This is a genomic window from Nonomuraea sp. NPDC005730, assembly GCF_040630865.1.
In the GTDB taxonomy this organism is placed as follows: Bacteria; Actinomycetota; Actinomycetes; order Streptosporangiales; family Streptosporangiaceae; genus Nonomuraea.
The window spans coordinates 147,726-167,275 of sequence record NZ_JBEXYK010000006.1; the positions used below are offsets into that span (position 1 = coordinate 147,726).

Below are 19,550 nucleotides of genomic sequence, written 5' to 3' on the forward strand. Positions count from 1 at the left end.
GAGTCAGCGCCTCCCCGTGGTGATGTTCAGGTCGAGCAGCGAGCTGGCGTCGTCCGGCGGGCCGGGATCGGGACCGGGGCCGGAGGCGCCGGCCGGCGCCGGGTCGCGGGCCGGGTCGCGGGCCGGGTCGCGGGCCGGGTCGCGGGCCGGGACCGGGTCGCGCTCCAGCCACAGTCGCCTGCGCCGGAAGACCGGCGCGGGAGCGGGCTCGCGTTCGGGCCGCACGCGCGTCCGCGGGTCCGGCTCGCTCAGCACGAGGTGCGCGTTGGTGCCGCCGAGCCCGAACGAGCTCACGCCCGCGACCCTGGGCGAGGGCCAGTCCCGCGGCTCGGTGGCGGGCTCGAAGGGCGAGGCGGCGAAGTCGAAGCGCGGGTTGGGCCGCTCGCAGGACAACGTCGGCGGGATCCGGCCGTGCTCGACGGCCAGCGCCGCCTTGATCAACCCGGCGACCCCGGCCGCGCTGAGCGTGTGGCCGATGTTGCTCTTTACGCTGCCGATCGCGCACGTTCCCGGGTCGCCGCCGCCCTCGGCGAACACCCGCGTCAGGGCGCGCAGCTCGATGGGGTCGCCGATCAGCGTGCCGGTGCCGTGCGCCTCGATCAGGCCGATCTCCGCGGGCGTGCGGCCGGCCGCCGCCAGGGCCCGGCGGACCACGTCCGCCTGGGCCTCGGGGTTGGGCGTGGTGACGCCCATGGTGCGGCCGTCGTTGTTCACCGCGACCGCCTCGATGACCGCGTGCACCCGGTCGCCGTCGGCCAGCGCCGCGCGCAGCGGCTTGAGCAGGACGACCCCGCACCCCTCCCCCGGCACGAACCCGTCGGCGCGCTCGTCGAACGTGTGACACCGTCCGGTGGGCGACAGTGCCTTGGCCGCGCTGAGCTGGAGGTAGTCGTTCTCGTCCAGGAGCACCTCCACCCCGCCCGCCAGGGCGACCTCGGCCTCCCCGGCGAGCAGGCTCTGCGCGGCGAGCTGCACGCCGACCAGCGAGGAGGAGCAGGCGCTGTCCACGACGAGGTTGGGGCCGCGCAGATCGAAGTGGTGGGCGACCCTGGCCGCGATGAAGTTCTGGTCGGAGGCCAGCCCGCCCGGCCGGATGCCGACCCGGCGCCCGTAGTCGGACATGCGGGCTCCGGCGAACACGCCGGCCCGGCGTCCGCGCAGCTCGGCGGGGTCGTATCCGGCGTCGGCCAGGCAGGCCGCGCAGCACTCCAGGAACATGCGGATGGCCGGGTCGAGGGCGCGGGCCTCGTCCTCGCCCAGGTCGAAGTAGTCGTTGTCGAAGTCCTCGATGCCGTCGACGAAGCCGCCCCACTTGCTGATGCTGCGGCCGAGGGCGGGTTCGGGCGAGTAGAGCTCGCGGTGGTCCCAGCGGGAGGCGGGCACCTCGCGCACGTCGCACCGGCCCTCGGTGAGGTTCCGCCAGAACGCGGCCACGTCGGGCGCGCCGGGGAACCGGCAGGCCATGCCGATGATCGCGATCCTGCGATCCTCGGCGGCACCCGGAAGGGCAGGCACGGGGGCGCCGCCCTGCGCGGTCTCCCGGCCCTCCCCCCGCGCGCCCGGCTCGGGGACGTCCGGACGATCGGCGGTCGGCTCGGTGGCGGCCGGACGGCTGACGCCCGGCTCGGGGGCGTCCACATGGTCGGCAGCCGGCTCGGGGTGGCCCAGGCGGTCGCGGAGTTGCTCCAGGGTGGGGTAGTCGAGCAGCAGCGACGGTTCCAGGCTCTCCCCGAGCCGTTCCTCGATGCGCTGCACCAGCTCGGCCAGCATCACCGACTCGACGCCGAGGTCCCCGAACTCCGCCGTCGGGTCCAGCGCGTCCACGGGGATGCCGATCGTCTCCGAGAACAGCACGGCCAGCCAGTCGGGCCCGTCGGCCCGCGCCGGCTCGGGAGCCGGGTGGGCGGGGGCCGGGTGGGCGGGGGCCGGGTGGGCGGGGGGCGGGCTGTGGTCCGCCCGTTCGGGGAGCCGGATCAGCGCCGGGACGTCCACGGACGCGCCGGACGGCGGGCACGGCAGCACGGTCGCGCCGCGCGGCAGGCCGATCACCCGGTCCAGCACCCGCAGCCCGTCCCGGTCGCCGAGGGACGCCAGACCGACGGCCTCGCCGACGTTCGGCTTCCCGCGCGCCCCGCCGGACTCCCGCCACTGCGGCCAGTCGACCGACCGGAACTCGGTCCGCCCGGACCGCCGCCTGACCCCGGTGCAGTAGTCGAGGAAGGCGTTGGCGGCCGCGTAGTCGGCCACCCCGGCGGCCAGCGCGGGCACGGCGGCGCACACGGAGGAGAAGGTGACGAAGAAGGCCGGACGGTCCCCGGCGCACGCCTCGTCCAGCGCCTCCAGGAGGTCGGCCTTGGGCGTGAGCACGGCCCGCAGGTCGTCCTCGGACTTGTGGGCCAGCGACGGACGGCCCTGGCTGGAACGTCCCGCGCAGTGGACGACGCCGCCGATCGGGCCCAGCTCGCGCCGCACGCCGTCCAGGAAGGCGGCCACCCCGGACGGCGGCCCGGTGTGCACGACCACCCGGGCGCCCGCGCGTTCCAGGTCGAGGACGGTGGCGACGGCCTCCTCGCCGGAGCCGTCCCACTGCTCGCGCGGCGGCAGCGGGCGCACGCCGAGCAGGGCGAGCCGGCGCGCGCCTCGATCGGCCAGGTGGCGGGCCACCAGCGCCCCAAGCCCCCTGGTGCCGCCGCTCACGACGTAGACGGCCGCGGGATCGAGCTCCGGCTCGGCGTACCGCGCGGACAACTCCCGCAGATCAGGACGGAACCGCTCGCCGTCGCGGTAACAGACCTCCCCGTACGGCTCCGCGGCCGCCCACTCGGCGCGGATCTGCGCGGCCGTGGGCCGGTCGCTGTCCAGCACCGTGGCGGTGACCGCCGGGTACTCGGCGGCGAGCATCCGGACGAACCCCGCCATCCGCGCCCCCGCCAGGCTCGGCGAGGCGCCTTCGAGGTCCAGCAGGCCGCTGGTGACGTGCAGGATCCGGAGCGGGCGGCGCCGGGCCAGGGCGTCCCGCAGGACGGCGAGCCGGTCCAGCTCGCCCCCCGGGTCGGCCTCGCCCAGGTCGCGCAGGTCGATCCAGCCGGTGAACTCCTCGGGGACGGGCTCGCCCGCTCGGACGGGCACGACCTGGTCGCCGAGCGAGCGCGCCAGCTCCTCCGAGGCGGCGTCGAACAGGCACACCACGGTCCCGTCGCCGAGCGTCCCGGGGTCGTGGGCGGGCTGCCCGGACGGCGTCCAGGTCCGTTCGAAGAGCGGCGTCTCGGGGGCGGCCGGTTCCCGGTCGCCGGAGGCGGGTTCGAACGGCCAGCACCGCATCCGGTCGAACGGGTACGACGGCAGCCCCACCAGCCGCGCGCCCGGCGGCGGCGTCCAGTCCACGTGGCCGCCGTCCACCCAGTGCCGTCCCAGCTCCAGCAGGTCGCCGGACCGTCCGGACAGCTGGTCGCCGGGCCGCCCGGACGGCGGGGCGCCGGGACGTGTCCGGCCGCGCAGCACGTCGGCGGGCTCCGACCGGGCGAACCGCTCCAGCCGTTCGCACAGCTCCGCCACGTCCGCGACGACCAGGGCGAGCCGTTCGCGCAGCGGTTCCCGTCCGGTCCGGAGGGTGTGGGCGACGTCGGCGAGGTTCTCGGGCGTCGCGCGCAGGTGGCCGGCCAGCCGGCCCGCCATGGCGCGCAGCCGCCGCTCGTCGTGGGCCGACAGCACGATCAGCTGCGGTCCGGCGTCGGGAGTGGCGGGCGGGGCGGGCGGGGCCTCCTCGATCACCGCGTGCGCGATCGTCCCGCCGGCGCCGAACGAGCTGAGGCCCGCCCGCCGGGGCGCGCCGCCGGGCCCATCGGGCCAGTCGGCCGCCTCGCGCTGCACGCGGAAGGGGATCTCGTCCCAGGCGATGTCCGGGTTGAGCTCGTCGGCGTGCAGGGAGGGCACGAGCCGCCGGTGCCGGAGCTGGAGCACGACCTTGGTGAGCCCGGCGATGCCGGCGCCCGACTCGACGTGCCCGAGGTTGGACTTGACCGACCCGATCGGGATGCTGCCCGGCGCGGCACCCGCCGGCCCGAACACCCGCATGAGGGCGTTGATCTCGATGGGGTCGCCGAGCGCGGTGCCCGCGCCGTGGCACTCCAGGTAGCCGATGCCGGCGGGGTCCACGCCCGCGTCGGCGAGCGCGCGGGCGACGAGCTCGCCCTCCTCGACGGGGCTCGGCACCACCCAGCCGTTCGTCCGGCCCGAGTGCACGACGGCGGTGCCCCTGATCACGGCGTGGATGCGGTCGCCGTCCTCCTTGGCCCTGGACAGCGGCTTGAGCAGGACGACCCCGGCGCCCTCGGCGGGCACGAAGCCGTCGCCGCCGGCCCCGAAGCTGTGGCAGCGCCGGTCGCCGGCGGTGAGCCGCATGCGGGCGTGCTGGACGAACTTGTTCGGGTGCAGGTTGAGGTTGACGCCGCCGGCGATCGCCAGCTCGCACTCCCCCTGGCGCAGCGACCGGACCGCGAGGTGCAGCGCGGCCAGCGACGACGAGCACATCGTGTCGACCGACATGCTGGGCCCCTTGAGGTCCAGGTGGTAGGAGACGCGGTTGGCCACGCCGCCGAGGGTCGCGCCGGTGTCCTGGGGCGTGCCGCGCAGGCTCTGCTCGACGCCGAAGAAGGGGTACTCGTTGTACATCACGCCCGCGTAGACGGCGACGTTCGAACCGTGCCGGTCGCGCAGGCGGGTGCGCGGGTAGCCCGCGTCCTCCAGGGCCTCCCAGGTGACCTCCAGGAAGACGCGCTCCTGCGGGTCCATGAGGGCCGCGTCGCGCGGGGTGATGCCGAACAGCAGCGGGTCGAAGTCGGTGACGCCGTCGAGGAAGCCGCCCCACATGAGGTCCACGGGCCAGCCGTCGCGGGTCCTGTCGGCGGGGACGCGGGAGAGCGAGTGCCGCCCGGCGGCCAGGTTCTCCCAGAACGTGCCCAGGTCGGGGGCGTCGGGGTAACGCCCGGCGATCCCGATGACGGCGATCGCGTCGTCGTCGGCGCCGCCGCCGGGACCGTCCGTCCCGGCGGTTCGCGGTTCGGTCCGATCGGTCCGATCGGTCCGATCCGGTCGGTCCGTCGGGGGCGGGGCGGGGGTTCTGGCGGACAGCGCGGCGGCGACCCCGGCCAGGTCCTTGTGCTCGAAGAAGAGCGTGCGCGACCGCTCGCCCAGGTCCCGCTCCAGCCGCGCGTTGAGCTCGACGATCTGGGACGACGTCAGCCCGTACTGCTCCAGCGGCACCCGCGTCCCCAGCCGGTCGGCGTCGATGCCCGAGACCTCGGCGTAGACGCCCTTGAGGTACTCCTCCATGTCCCCGGCGGCGGCCCGGGCCGCGACCGGCTCCGCCCGTTCGATCCAGTACGGCTCGGCCTCGAACGGGTAGGCGGGCAGCGCGACGCGTCCGGGCGGCTCCGGCCAGAACCGTGCCCAGTCGACGTCCTGCCCGGCCACCCAGGCGGCCGCCGCCTCGGCCTCCGTGCCCGCCGGGCCGGCGCCTCCGCCGGAGCGCCCGGCGAGCACGGACGGGTGCGTCCTGCCCGCCGCGAACGCCTCCAGCCCCTCCCGCAGCCCGGCCGCGTCACGGCAGAGGACGGCGAGCCGGTGCGCGAGGGCGGCACGCCCGGTCTGGGTGGTGCAGGCGATCCGGCGCACGTCCCGCTCCCCGGTCTCGGCCAGGCGGCGGGCGGCGGTCACCAGCCGCTCCCGGGTCGCGGCGGAGACCAGGACGGCGTGTTCCTGGCCGTCCTCGGCCGCGCTGCCCGGGGTCTCCTCGGGAAGGGGCGCGCGGACGACGGCGTGGGCGTGCGTGCCGGTCGCCCCGAAGGCGTTGATCAGCGCCCGCCGCTCGCCGGTCCACGGCTCCGGCTGCTCCGGCACGGCGACCGCGTCGGTGGGCGGGTCGGCGAGGAGAGTGGGCGCCAGCCGTCCGTGCCGCAGTTGCAGCAGCACCTTGGCGAGCTGGGAGGCGCCGGACGCGGCTTCGAGATGGCCGATGTTCGGCTTGAGCGTGCCCGCCGCGACGGGCTCGGACCGCTCGCCGAAGACCTCGGCCAGCGCCTCGGCCTCGGCCGCGTCGGCCAGGGCCGCTCCGGCCGCCGCGCACTCGACGTAGGAGACGTCGCCGGGCCCGGCGCCGGCCCGCTCAAGGGCGCGGCGCATGGACGCCGCCATGGCGTCGGCGCTCGGCGCGGTGAACCGCCCGGTACGCCCGGTGTGCGCGACCCAGGTGGCCTCGACCACGCCGTGGACGGCGTCCCCCGCCCGGACGGCGTCCGCGACGGGCCGCAGCAGGAAGGAGCCGACGCCCTCGCCGACCGTCCAGCCGGGCCGGTCGGCGTCGAAGGCGGCGGCGCCGGCCTCCTCGGCCAGCAGGCCAAGCCCGGCCAGCAGCCCGGCGTGGTAGGGGTCGGCGAGCAGGTTGACGCCCGCGACCACGGCCGCGTCGCAGTCGCCCGTACGAATGGCCTGGGCGGCCAGGTGCAGGGCGGTCAGCGTGGACGAGCACGACGTGTCCACCGCGATGCTCGGCCCGGTGAAGCCGAAGAAGTACGAGACGCGGTTGACCATGTCGGACGCGGTCGCCGAGACCACGGCCGGGCCGCCCGCACGCCAGGCGGCGGCCCCCGCGTGCTGGTAGTCGTGCCACATCGAGCCGACGAAGACGCCCACCCTGGGGGCGGTCGCGTGCAGCGAGCCGGGGGTGTGACCGGCGTGCTCCAGGCACTCCCAGACGCTGTGCAGCAGCAGCCGGAGCTGCGGGTCGAGCGTCGCGGCCTCCTTCGGCGAGACGTGGAAGAGCAGGCTGTCGAAGCGGTCGATGTGCTCCAGGTAGCCGCCCGGACGCTCGCCCCTGGGGCTCGGGCCCAGGCTGCGGGTGCCGGTGCTGAGGTTGCGCCAGAAGCCGTCCAGGTCGTCGGCGCCGGGGTAGCGGCCGGCCATGCCGATCACGGCGAGCCCGGCCGCCCGGTCCTCGGGCGCCGGCTCGCCGCGCCGGGCGGGCTCGGCGCGGCGGGCCGGTTCCGTCTCCGGGGTGGAGAGCACGGGAGTGGCGAACACGGGGGCGGCGTCGCCGGTCGCGTACTCGGCGGGGCCGCCCAGGAACGCCTGGAGGAAGCGGTGGCCGTCGTCCAGGTCGAACTGGTCGCGCATCTGGTCGAAGGCGACCTCGCCGATGGGACAGAGCCCGATGCCGCAGGCCGCCTGGCCGGTCATCAGCAGCTGGCCGAGGTAGCCCGCCTCCAGGGTCAGGTAGCGCAGGCTCTGCTCGCCGTACAGGGGTTCGATGCCCTTGGTCTGGCCGATGAGGTAGAGGCTGAAGCCGGCGCGGTCGTACAGGTCGCGGTTGTAGACGAAGTGGGCCGTACGGTCGAGCTCGGGGCGCCCGTTCACGAGCTGGAGGGCGTGCTCGACCGGGTTGTAGTAGTAGATCCCCTCGGCGACGCCGCCGATCGCGCCCTTGGTGACGTGCAGGTACGCCTGCACGGCGTAGGTGTCCCCGGCCGACGGGTACAGGTGGCGCGCGCGGTCGCCGAGCCGCCGTTCGCGCAGCAGCCCGAGCAGCCGGCACAACGACCGGTACGGCAGCGAGCCGGGCGCGAAGTCACGCACGCTGGCCCGCCAGGCGAAGTGCTCCTCGGGCACGTCCAGGCGGTCGAGGCGGATGAGGCTGGCGTCCGGCTCCAGCGGGCGCAGGTTCCACTGGCCCGCCTTGAACGCCTCCCGGTCCTCGGGCGAGAAGAAGTCGACCTCCCCCGGCCCGTCCGCCTCGACGTCGGCCCGCACGGGCTGCTCGGCGGGCTTGTCCGTGGAGGGCTTCTTCGCGGCGGGCTTGTCCGTGGAGGGCTTGTCCGTGGAGGGCTTCTTCGTCGCGGGCTTGGTCGTGGAAGGCTTGTTCGTCGCGGGTTTGTCGGTGGGGGCGCCGACGACGGTGGCGATGCCGGTGACGGTCGGGTTCTCCAGCAGCAGCGCCACCGGCACGCGCCTGCCGTACCGCTTCCGCAGCGCCTTGGAGACCTGGACCATGGTGAAGGAGGTGACGCCCTGGTCCCAGAGGTCCTGGCCGGGATCGACCTCCTCGACACCGATCAGCTCGGCGAACAGCTCGGCGATCTCCGTCACCGTCTGTCCCGCCACCTCGGGCTCGGGCTCGGGTTCCGGCTCGGGCTCGGGTTCCGGCTCGGGCTCGGGTTCCGGCTCGGGGGCGCGGTCGGCGAGCGGCCAGGGGAGGGCGTCCCGGTCCAGCTTGCCGTTGGAGGTGGCCGGGAACGTGCTGACGAACGCCACGTGGTTGGGCACCATGTACGCCGGCAACGTCCCGGCCGCGTGCGCCCGCAGCTCCCCGACGTCCGGCTCCGCGCCCTCGGCCATCACGTACGCGACCAGCTTCCGCTCCCCCGACCGGTCGTCGCGGGCCAGGACGACGACGTCCCGCACGTCCGGATGTTGCCGCAGCCGGTGCTCGATCTCGCCCAGCTCCACCCGGAACCCGCGGATCTTCACCTGGTTGTCGGCCCGCCCGAGGAACGTGATGTTCCCGTCGGGCAGCAGCGCGGCCCGGTCACCGGTCAGGTACATGCGCCCGCCCGCGAACGGGTCCGGCACGAACCGCTCGGCGGTCAGCTCGGGCTGGTTGCGGTAGCCGAGGCTCAGGCACCTGCCGCCGATGAACAGGTCGCCCTCCTCACCCTCGGGGCAGGGCCGCCGGTCCTCGTCGAGGATGTAGTAGACGGCGTCGTCGATCGGCCGCCCGTAGGGGATGCTCCGCCACGACGGGTCGACCTCGCCCACCTCGAACCAGTTCGACCAGACGGTGGCCTCGGTGGCGCCGCCCAGGCTGACCACCCGCGCCCGCGGGAAGGTCGCGCGCACGGTGTCCGGCAGCGGCAGCGGCGTGTAGTCGCCGCTGAGGAAGACCAGCCGCAGGTCGCCGGTGCCCTCCTCGCCCTGCCGCTCGGCGAGCAGCGGGGCGAGCTGGTTGAGCGTGGTGGGCGCGGAGTTCCAGAACGTGATCGGCTCGTCGATGAGCACGTCCAGCAGCAGCTCGGGGTCGCGCTGCTGGCCCTCGTCGGCGATGTAGAGCGAGGCGCCCCGGCCGAGCAGGCCGAAGATGTCGAACACCGACAGGTCGAAGCCGAGCGAGGTGACGCAGAGCCCGACGTCGGAGGCGTCGAAGTCGAAGGTGCGGTAGCACCAGTCGAGCAGGTTGAGCAGCGGCCGGTGGCTGACCTCGACGCCCTTGGGCTTGCCGGTGCTGCCCGAGGTGAAGATCACGTACGCGAGGTCGTCCACGGTCCCGGCGAGGGGCGGGTCGCCGCGGTCGTCGCCGCCGCCGGCGTCCAGCTCGACGGCGCGCACGCCCTCGGGCACGGCCCAGCCGGGCGTCTGCGCGCAGGTGAGCACGATCCCGGCGGCGGCGTCGTCCAGCATGACGGCGGCCCGCTCATCGGGCAGGGACGGCTCCACCGGCAGGTAGGCGCCGCCCGCCTTGTGTATCCCGAGGACGGCGGCCACCATGTCGGGCCCACGGCACAGGCGCACGGCGACCACCGTCCCCGGCCCCACGTCCAGCTCCTTCAGCCGCCAGGCGACGGCGTTGGCGCGCCGGTTCAGCTCCCCGTATGTCATGGTGCCGCCGGCGTGCCGCAGCGCGACCGCGTCGGGATCGGCGGCGGCCTGCCGCTCGAACAGCCGGTGCGCGGGGCGCAGCCGGTCCTCGAAGGCCGCGAACAGCTCGGCGAGGTCGGGGAACTCCGGCTCCAGCGCGTCCCAGTGGTAGTGCAGCCGGTCGCCCTCCCTGATGACGATGCAGTCGAGCGCGACGTCCGGGGTGTAGGTCATCCAGGGCCCGGCCTCGACGCCGTCCGGCAGGGGGTGCTCGGTCAGGTCGAGGGTGCTGGTGTAGACGACGGGGAAGGCGTAGGCGCGGCGGCGGCGTTCCTTCATGACGTGGCCGCGCAGCGTGGCCAGGCCGGTCAGGGCGCCGTTGGCGGCGTCGGCGGCGATCCGGTCCGGGTAGGACTCCTCGTCGGTGACCCAGCTCAGGGCGGTGTGCTCGCCGGGGCGCCGCGGCTCGGACTCGCCGGTCCAGCGCACCACGGACACGCTGAACGGATCGGCGAAGCGCCGGCGCAGCGCGCCGGCCAGGGCGGCGAAGACGGTCTCGTCGGACACCGCGGCGACGCTGCCGCTCAGCCGGACGCGGCGCGCGGGCGTGGTGGCCACCTCGGGGCCCGGCGGCAGGTCGCGGAACCGCTCGTTCCAGTAGCCCCCTTCGTGCGGGCGCTCAAGGGCGCCCGGCGCCTCGGCGGCCGGGCGCGGCTCGGCGGACGGGTCGGCGTACAGCCTGAACAGCTCGCGCAGCACGATGTGGATGCTCCGGCCGTCCAGCACGGCGAGGTCGACGGCCGCGTGCACCGTCTCACCGCTGACCCGCAGCTCCCAGTGCGGCCAGCGGCCCAGCGGGAACGCCCGCCCGGCCATCTCCTCGGCCTCGACGCCGGGGGTCTCGGGGATGCTCCAGTTCTCCGGCGCGTGCGGCCTGACCCGCAGCGTCCCGTCGTGGGTGACCTCCGAGCGCAGCGCGTCGTGCGCGGCCACCAGGCGCAGCCAGGCCCGTTCGAGCCGGTCCCGGTCCAGGTCGCGGACGTGGAAGCTGTGGTGGACCTGGCAGCCGTCGTACGGGTGCGAGCCGCCCGCGCGGGCCACGTAGTACGCCTTCTGCAGCTCGTTGAGCGGCCGGATCTCCTCCTCGCCGGTGTCGGCGGCCAGGGCGCGCAGCGCGTTGGTGAAGCGGGCGAACAGGGTCTCCGGCTCGCCGGGCTCGAAGCACCCGGGCACCAGGTCCCAGCGCACCCGCAGCTCGCCGTCGTGCTCCCACATCTGGTGGTCGAGCGCGACACCGGAGGTCTGGCTCAGCGCGTACGTCACCGGCGGCACGGCCTCGTCGGGCCGGGCGTCCAGCAGGCTGGTGAAGACGACGGGCAGCGCCGTGCGCTCGCGCAGCTCCCGCATGACGGTCACGCCGGGGACGCCCGCGTGGCCGAGGTCGCGCCACAGCCGCCGGTGCACCTCCTGGACCGCCTCCGGCAGCGGCTCGCCGAGCGTGCTCTCGGCGGCGAACACGGCGGTGCCGGTGAACGGCCCGACCACCTCGTCCACCTCGCGCGGCAGCCAGGCCCGGCCGGTCGTGGTCACGGCCAGGGAGCAGTCCTGCCCCCTGCCGACCGTCTCGGCGAACAGGGTCAGCACCAGAGCGGTCGGCGAGACGTCCAGCTCGGCGGCCCTGGCGCGCAGGGCGCCCCACTGGGCGGCGGTCAGCGAGCCGGTCAGCGCGGAGCGCGGCGACCCGTCCGGCACGCCGGCGGCGGGGCCGGGCGGCAGGTCGGCCAGGCGCTCCCGCCAGTAGTCCAGGTCCTCCTGGTGGCGGGGGCCGCGCCGCTGGGCGTCCAGCGCCAGCAGGCAGTCGCGGACGGACAGGTCGCTGTCCTCCAGCACGTGGCCGGGGTCGCGGTAGCAGTGCCACCAGTCGCGCAGCAGCACGTCGAGCCCGCGGCCGTCGGTCACGCTCGCGTCGATGCCGAAGTGCACGGTCCCGGGCGTGGTGACCTCGACGGCGAACGGCGGCCAGACGCCGGGCTCGTAACGCCGGTGCGCGAGGCGCTCGCGGGCGCCGGGCTCGTCCACCGGCAGGTCCCAGGAGAGGGCCCGCTCCAGGATCCGCTGGGTGCCGTCCTCGCCCAGCTCCAGGCGCAGGGCGTCGTGGTGGTCGACGACGCGCTGCCAGGCCGCGCGCAGGCGGGCGGGGTCCACGCCGGGCACCTCGAACTCGCGGTACACCTGGCAGCCGACCGGGTCGGGGGTGGCGTCCTCGTCCGCGCCCATGACGTACGCCTGCTGCAGGGGCGTCAGGGGGAACGGCTCGTGCCGCTCGCCGGGGGCCGGGCTCATCGCCGCCCCGGTCGCGGGGGTCTCGTGGTCCGCCGTCCCGGCCAGCTCGGCGATCAGCTCGGCCAGCTCGGCCGGCGTCGCGCAGCCCCCCAGCCGCTCGACGGGGAAGTCCAGCGAGAACTCCCGCTGGATCTCGAACCACACCCGTACCGCGGAGATCGAGTCGAGTCCGCTGTCCTTGAGTGAAGCGTCGGGGGTCAGCTCCGCACCGCCGGGCAGCACCTCGGCCAGCAGGCGGATGACCGTCTCCGTCACGCGCTCGTCGTGCTCCATGGGCCTCCTCCCTCACTGCGACGCTAGTGAGGACGGCGCGCGCTGCCTGCTCAAGACTGAGCAGGCAGCGCAAGGCGATCGGCCGTAGCTTTCTGACCATGCCTGGTTCCTGGATAGCGGGCGGCGAGCCCAGACCCGACGCCCGCATCAGACTGTTCTGCTTCGCGCACGCGGGAGGCGGGTCGGCGCTGTTCCGCAAATGGGACGACCACCTGTCGCCGGACGTCGACGTCTGCCCGGTGGTGCTGCCGGGGCGCGAGTCACGCCTGCGCGAGCGGCCCTACAACCGCATGGAGCAGCTCGTGGGGCCGCTGTCGGAGGCCATCGAGCCGTACACCGACCGGCCGTTCGCGCTGTTCGGGCACAGCATGGGGGCCGTGGTGGCCTGGGAGACGGCCCGCCGCTTCCCGCCCGCGGTGCTGTTCGTGTCCGGACGCCGCGCGCCGCACCTGCCGACCCGCCGCCGCCGCTTCAGCGACCTGTCGGAGGACGAGCTGCTGAGCGAGATGGGCAAGCTGAACGGCACGCCGTCGGAGGTGATGGACCAGCGCAGCCTGCTGGAGGTGTTCCTGCCGGGCCTGCGCGCCGACTTCGAGCTGAACGAGTCGTACACGCCGCTGCCCGGCCCGCGTCCGGACTGCCCGATCTCGGCGCTGACCGGCGACGCCGACCCGGAGGTCGACCCGGACGAGATCAGCGCCTGGGCCGACGCCACCGGCGGCGGTTTCACGCTGCGCGTGTTCGGCGGCGACCACTTCTACCTCAAGGGCCCGCGGCCCGAGGTGCTGACGGCGGTCCAGGAGGACCTGAACCGCCATCTGCTCAACGTCTAACCGTCCTTGGACAGGTCGCGCAGCCGGGCTTCGAGCAGCCCGGCGGCGGCCTCCATCAGCCGGTCGGCGATGACGTCCACGTGCCTGGCCCGCCAGTCGGCCAGCTCCGTGCCCGCCACCCACCGGTTGAACGCGCCCATCGCCGGCCCGCAGTGGACCTGGTAGTCCACCTGCCGCCCGGCCTCGCCGCGCAGCGCCAGCCTGATCGTGTGCACGAAGTACCAGCGGAAGACGAGCGCCATCCGGTGCTTGGGGTCGCGCTCGGCGCGGGCCAGCTCGGCCGGCCGGCGCGCGGCCAGGAACGCCCGCGTCTCCTCCCACACCTCCTCGAAGGAGCGGCGGAAGAACTTGTCCTGGATCGTCCGCCTGGTCCGCTCGTCGATCTCCTCCAGCGAGCCGTACTGGCGGTAGAGCTGGTAGAGCTTGTTGGCGCGCGCCGGGAACAGCGTGCCCTTCCTGGCGACCTGCACCTGGGCGCCCATCTCGAACATGTCGCCGGCCGGGGCGTAGGCGGTGTCCTGCACGTCGAGCCCGGCGAGCAGGTCCTTGACGGCGTCGGACGTCCCGGCCTCAGGGGTGCACTGGTTGACGCTGCCGGTGACGATGAAGTCGGCGCCGAGCACGAACGCGGCGGCGGCCGCCTCCGGGGCGCCGATGCCGCCGGACGCGCCGACCCTGATGCGCCGGGCGTAGCCGTGGGCGGCCATCTCCTCGTCGCGCAGCCGCAGGATCGCCGGCATCAGCGCGTACGGCGAGCGCCCGTCGGTGTGCCCGGCCGAGTCGGCCTCGACGCAGACGTCCGCGCTGACCGGCAGCTCCGCGGCGACCTCCGCCTCGGCCGCGGTCAGCGCCCCCTCCCGGACGAGCCGGTCCAGGACGGCCTGCGGGGCGGGCCGCATGAAGGCGGCGGCGACCTCGGGCCTGGAGACCTTGGCCACCACGTGCCGGACGGCGACCGGCCGCCCGGCCGGGTCGCGGTGCGCGCCGCTGCAGCGGTAGCGCACGAGGGGCGCGGTGACGTGCGGGTAGGCGGCGGCCTCGACGTGGCGGACGTCGCGGCGGAGCAGCAGGTCGACCGTCTCGCGCTCCAGGCCCTCCTCGTCGAAGCCGTGGAGCAGGTTCACGCCGTAGGCGCCGTCCGGGCCGAGGGCGGACTGGACGGTGTCCAGCGCGTCGGCGATCTGGTCCAGGGTGAGGCCGCCCGCGCCGAGAAAGCCCATCAGCCCGGCCCGGCCCATCCTGATCACGAGCTCGGGCGAGGCGATGCCCTTGAACATCGACCCGGCCAGGTAGGCGTGGCGGACGCGGTAGTCGGCGCGGAACTCGGCCGAGCCGAGCACGATCCCGGCCTCCCGGACGGCGGGCGCCTCGACCGGATCCTGGCCGGCGGGCGCCTCGACCGGCTCGCGGACGGCGGGCGTCTCGGCCGGTTCCCGGGCGGCGGGGGGCTCGGGCGGGTGGCGGCGGGTGACCGTCCACAGCTTGGTGAGCACGTCGCCGGGGCCGATCTCCGCCAGCTCGGACACACCCTGGTCCATCAGGTAGCGCAGGCCGTCCACCCACCGCACCGGGTTGCAGACCTGGCGGCGCAGCAGCTCGGCCGCCTCGCCGGCCCGGTAGGGGCGTCCGGTCACGTTGGAGATGACGGGCACCCGCGGCTCCTCGATGCGGACGCCGTCCAGCACCTCGGCGAAGGCGTCGGCGGCCGGTTCCATGTAGCGCGAGTGCGAGGGCACGCTCACGCTCAGCGGCACCCACTTGCCGGGGCCGCCGCGGCTGAGCGCGTCCAGCTCGTCCTTCGGCCCGGCCAGGACGACCTGTTCCGGGGAGTTGTAGTTGGCGATGTCGACGCCGGTGCCCGCCACCAGCTCCTCCAGCCGTTCCCGGTCGGCGCCGAGCACCGCCGCCATGGCGCCGCCGCCCGCCTCGGACATCAGCTCGCCGCGCCGCTTGACCAGGCCGAGCGCGGTCTCGAAGTCGAAGCAGCCGGCCGCGAACAGCGCCGCGTACTCGCCCAGGCTGTGCCCGGCCAGGTAGTCCGGCCGGCCGCCCTCGTCCTGCCGGGCGAGGAAGCTCAGCGCGTTGACGGTGAACAGGGCGGGCTGCACGTAGCGGGTCTCACGCAGCCGCTTGGGGTCGTCGCACAGCTCGGCGACGGAGTAGCCGAGGATCTCGTCGGCGCGGGCGCACAGGTCGGGGTACCGCTCCAGGACGCCCGCGCCCATGCCCTTGCGCTGCGACCCCTGCCCGGGGAAAACCCACACGACGGACATCAGGCGCGTTCCTCTCTAGCGTTCCCAGGGGAATCTCTTCTCGGTCGCGTAGTCGACGAGCCTGCGGCGCACCTCGGGGCTGGACATGAGCCGGCCGAACTCCTTGACCGCCACCTGCTCGGTCTCGTCCGACAGGATCCACAGCTCGCGGAAGTAGCGCTTCATGTCCGTGACGATCGACCGGTCCAGCTTGGTCAGCCGGTAGGCCAGCCGCCGCACGAGCGCCTCCGGGTCGTCCGACACCTCGTCCACCAGGTGGAAGGCGGCGGCCTCTGCGGCGCTCACCGGCTGGGTGCTCAGCGTCATCGCGTACGCCTTCTGGAAGCCCGTGCGCCGGATCAGGAACGGCAGCACGCAGCACGGCAGCAGCCCCCACAGCGCCTCGGGCAGGCTGAAGGTGCTGCGCTCGCTGGCGAAGAGGAAGTCGCTGGCCGCGGCCAGGCCGACGCCGCCGCCGGCCACCCGGCCGTCCACCCGGGCCACCACCGTCACGGGCGTCTCGGTGAAGCGGCGCAGCAGGCCGTAGAACGCCCGGCCGCCGTCGGCGACGTCACTGCCGGCCGCCTCCTCCAGGTCCATGCCGGTGCAGAAGACGCCGTCGCCGCCCTCCAGCAGCAGGATGCGGCAGCCGGGCGCGCGCTCGGCCTCGTCCAGGGCGGCGCCCAGCTCGTCGATGGCGCGGTCGTCGATCGTGCGGCTGCGCAGCCGGTGCCGCAGGGTCGCCGAGGTCAGCTCCATCTGTACTCCCGGTGGAAGTCCGCGATGCGGTCCAGCACCAGCAGGCCGCGACCGCCGAAGGCGTCCTCGTACAGGTCGCCGTACGGTTTGGGGTCCAGCACCGCGTCCCGCACCCCGAAGGCGCGGTCGGCGCTCAGCTCGGTCAGCGCGTCCAGCTCCGCGACGCCGATCTCGCGCCGCTCGTCCAGCGCCCGGCCGATGCCGCTGCGCCCCTGGGCCGGGATCACGCCGCTGTAGAACTCCGACGCGCAGCCCGACCCGTACGAGAACAGCCCCGCCCGTCTGGGCGCGTCGAACGCGCCGTGGTCGATGAGCGAGCACAGCGCCAGGTAGAGCGCGGCCGAGTAGGTGTTGCCCACCCGCACGCCGTAGGCCAGGGACGGCGCGACCCGCGCCGCGAAGTCGGCCTCGATCTCCTCCGCCCCCATGCCCTTGAGCTTGCGCAGCAACATCCGGTGCGCGCCCTTCACCATCCCGGCGAACGGCGTGTGCAGCGCCAGGTAGTCGAAGGTGTCCACGATGTCGGCCCCGGCCACCCGCCGCCCGTAGGCCGCGAAGCACTCCTCGGCGCAGCGCATGTACGCCAGCAGCGACAGGTCGGGATCGACCGCGTCGGTGTCGTGGCGCGGCCGGGCCGTGTCCATCACCTCGAAGGTGTGGTAGCCGCTGGCGCCCGGGTCGAGCCGCAGCACCCGCGCGTCCTCGCCGACCAGCATCGCCACCGCGCCGGCGCCCTCGGAGGGCTCCCAGTAGGTGGACTTGGCGGTGCCGCTGGCCGCGTCCGTGGCGATGGCCAGCGCCTTCACGCCGGGGATCGGGCTCGCGCCGACGACGGCGGCGGCGCACTGCAGCGCGGCCGTCCCGCCGTAGCAGGCGTGCTTGACCTCGAACGAGCGGCACGCCGGGTTCAGCCCGAGATGGTGGTGGATGTAGGTGCTGATCGGCTTGCCGAAGTCGAGCCCCGACTCCGTGCCCACGACCAGCAGCTCGATCCGGTCCTTCTCCTCCGGGGCGAGCGGGTCCAGCAGCGGCCGGGCGGCGTTGACCGCGTTGGTGACCGGGTCCTCGCAGGGCAGGTTGACCGAGCGCTGCTCCATCATCAGGTTGCCGAAGCGGTTCACGTCCAGGCCGCGCGCGTCGAACAGCGCGCGGACGTCCGTGTACGCCCTGCCGATGTACGCGTTGATCGCCTCGATCCCGAGAGCCATGGCCTAGGGCACCATCAGGACGTCGTGGATGCTGGTCGGCACGAACAGCCGGTCCCACTGCCCGCCGCCGTGCCGTTCCGGGACCCGTTCCACGTCGTAGACCTCCTTGCGCATGCCCTCGCCGCGGTCCACCTCCCGCACGGCCTGGTAGTCGTCCAGCTCGCGCAGGTGGATGAGGGCGTGCAGGCGGTCCTGCCGGCCCCACGTCTGCTCGTAGATGAAGGCGGTGACGCGGCCCTCGAGGTTGGCGTTGAGGTAGCGGGACCAGTCGTAGAGGAACTGCCGTCCCTCCTCGCGCAGCTCGTAGCGCGCGTCGGCGGTGCGCAGCACGATCGCCCCGGCGGTCGCCGAGTTCAGCTGCTCCTGCTGCGTGGTCTGGTGCGTCGCGGGCGGCACGAACGTGCCGGGCACGTCGTGCACGTCGTCGGTGAACCCGTGCTGCGGGCACATGACGGTCTCCTGGAGACTGCCGTGGACGAACATCTTCTCCCAGTTGCCGCCGCCCTTCTTGGGCAGCCGGTCCTTGAGCGAGATCTGCTGGAACGCCTCGTCGTGGTCCACCATCTCGATGAGCTTGCTGTACTTCTCGGGGGACTTCATGTGCACGAACCAGTGCAGCCGCTCGCGGACGCCGAAGACCTCCTCGTAGCAGAAGGTCGTGGCGACGCCGGCCTGGGCGCGGTTCATGTAGTCGAGCAGGTCCACGCTGAAGTCGCGGCCCTCGCGGGCCATGCCGTACTCCAGCATCCCCACGCGGTGGATGATCAGGCCCGCGTTGCCCGAGTGCAGCAACTGGTCGGGCGGCAAGGTGGTCTGATACTGCGCCGGCTTCGTCATGCCCCCGAATGTCGCCCACGGGCGCGGGAACCTCCGCTCAATATTGAGCAGGCCCCCCGGGGTGCCCGTCGCGGGCGGGCTCAATATTGAGCAGCAGGACGACGGCCCGATCGGCCTAGCCTCTCATGTGCCTGACATGCCTCTGGGAGCCCACGAACTGCTGGTCTTCATGCTGCAGCTGGGCCTGCTCCTCGGTCTCGCCGTCCTGCTCGGCCGGCTGGCCGTGCGCCTGCGCATGCCCGCCATCGTCGGCGAGCTGACCGTGGGCGTGCTGCTCGGCCCGTCGTTGCTGAACCACCTCGCCCCCGCCCTGAAGTTCACCCAGCTCCACCTGCTGGACGCGGTGGGCCAGGTCGGCGTCCTGCTGCTGGTCGCCATCACCGGCATCCAGCTCGACTTCGGCCTGGTCCGCCGGCGCGGCGCGACGGCCGTCAAGGTGAGCGTCGCCGGTCTGGTCGTGCCGCTGGGGCTCGGCGTGGCCACCGGTTTCCTGCTGCCCGCCTCCCTGCTCGTCGAGGGCACCAGCGTGACCGTCTTCGCGCTGTTCCTGGGCGTGGCCACGTGCGTCAGCGCCATCCCGGTGATCGCCAAGACGCTGACGGACATGAAGCTGCTGCACCGCGACGTCGGCCAGCTCTGCCTGACCGCGGGGATGGTGGACGACGCGTTCGGCTGGTTCATGCTCTCGGTCGTCTCGGCCATGGCGACCACCGGCGTGCGCACCGGGCAGATCGTGTTGTCGCTGGTCTACCTGGCCGCGCTGGTGCCGTTCGCGCTCTGGGTGGGCCGGCCGCTGGTCCGCTGGACGATGCGGGCGGCCACCCGCTCGGACGAGCCGGGCCCGGCCGTGGCCACCGCCGTGGTGCTGGTGCTGCTGGCCGCCGCCGGCACGCACGCGCTCGGCCTGGAGGCCATCCTGGGCGCGTTCGTCTGCGGCGCGCTCATCGGGCGGTCCGGCCACGCCGACGCCGCGTGGCTGGTCCCGCTGCGCACGATCGTGCTCAGCGTGCTCGCTCCCCTGTTCTTCGCGACGGCCGGCCTGCGCATGGACCTCACGCTGCTGGCCAGGCCGGACGTGCTGGCGGCGGCCGGGGTCGTGCTGGGGGTGGCGATCGTCGGCAAGTTCCTGGGCGCGTACCTGGGGGCGCTGCTGAGCCGGATGGGCGCCTGGGAGGCGTTCGCGCTGGGGGCCGGCATGAACGCGCGCGGCGTCATCGAGGTGATCGTGGCGATGGTCGGCCTGCGCATCGGCATCATCGACACGGCGATGTACACGATCGTGATCGTCGTCGCGATCGTCACCTCGCTCATGGCGCCGCCGATCCTGCGCGTCGCGATGAGACGCGTCGAGCTCACCGCCGAGGAACGCCTGCGCCGGGCCGAGCACGAGCAGCTCGTCGAGCCCGGCCGGCGCGGCTGAC

The 19,550-nt window shown here is 74.4% G+C and carries 7 protein-coding genes; 2 read left to right on the top strand and 5 right to left on the bottom strand.

Annotated features, from left to right (window positions below):
- Positions 1-3: 3 nt before the first annotated feature.
- Positions 4-12,240 carry an amino acid adenylation domain-containing protein gene (locus tag ABZ444_RS11745; protein WP_357994902.1) on the bottom strand — a complete coding sequence of 4,079 codons (12,237 nt, stop codon included), beginning with the start codon at positions 12,238-12,240 and terminating at the stop codon, positions 4-6.
- 98 nt (positions 12,241-12,338) lie between these two features.
- Between ABZ444_RS11745 and ABZ444_RS11750 the strand changes: the two genes are divergently transcribed.
- On the top strand, positions 12,339-13,073 hold the full coding sequence (locus tag ABZ444_RS11750; RefSeq protein WP_357994903.1) for an alpha/beta fold hydrolase: 735 nt from the start codon (positions 12,339-12,341) through the stop codon (positions 13,071-13,073).
- Here the strand turns inward: ABZ444_RS11750 and fabD are convergent.
- Genes fabD through ABZ444_RS11770 form a run of 4 tightly spaced genes read right to left on the bottom strand, consistent with a single transcriptional unit; the run spans position 13,070 to position 18,129 of the window.
- Complete coding sequence (fabD, locus tag ABZ444_RS11755) at positions 13,070-15,346, bottom strand: ACP S-malonyltransferase (protein WP_357994904.1); 2,277 nt, start codon at positions 15,344-15,346, stop codon at positions 13,070-13,072. The two genes, ABZ444_RS11750 and fabD, sit on opposite strands and share 4 nt — an antisense overlap.
- A 15-nt stretch (positions 15,347-15,361) precedes the next feature.
- Positions 15,362-16,084 carry an enoyl-CoA hydratase-related protein gene (locus ABZ444_RS11760; protein ID WP_357994905.1) on the bottom strand — a complete coding sequence of 241 codons (723 nt, stop codon included), beginning with the start codon at positions 16,082-16,084 and terminating at the stop codon, positions 15,362-15,364.
- On the bottom strand, positions 16,075-17,292 hold the full coding sequence (locus ABZ444_RS11765; protein WP_357994906.1) for a hydroxymethylglutaryl-CoA synthase: 1,218 nt from the start codon (positions 17,290-17,292) through the stop codon (positions 16,075-16,077). The genes ABZ444_RS11760 and ABZ444_RS11765 overlap by 10 nt, the downstream gene beginning before the upstream one ends.
- A gap of 3 nt (positions 17,293-17,295) precedes the next feature.
- Positions 17,296-18,129, bottom strand: a complete 834-nt coding sequence (locus tag ABZ444_RS11770) for a DUF6039 family protein (RefSeq protein ID WP_357994907.1) — start codon at positions 18,127-18,129, stop codon at positions 17,296-17,298.
- Positions 18,130-18,265: 136 nt separating this feature from the next.
- On the opposite strand from ABZ444_RS11770, the gene ABZ444_RS11775 reads away from it, so the two are divergent.
- Positions 18,266-19,549, top strand: coding sequence for a cation:proton antiporter (locus tag ABZ444_RS11775; protein ID WP_357994908.1), 1,284 nt, complete (start codon positions 18,266-18,268; stop codon positions 19,547-19,549).
- Position 19,550: the final 1 nt, after the last annotated feature.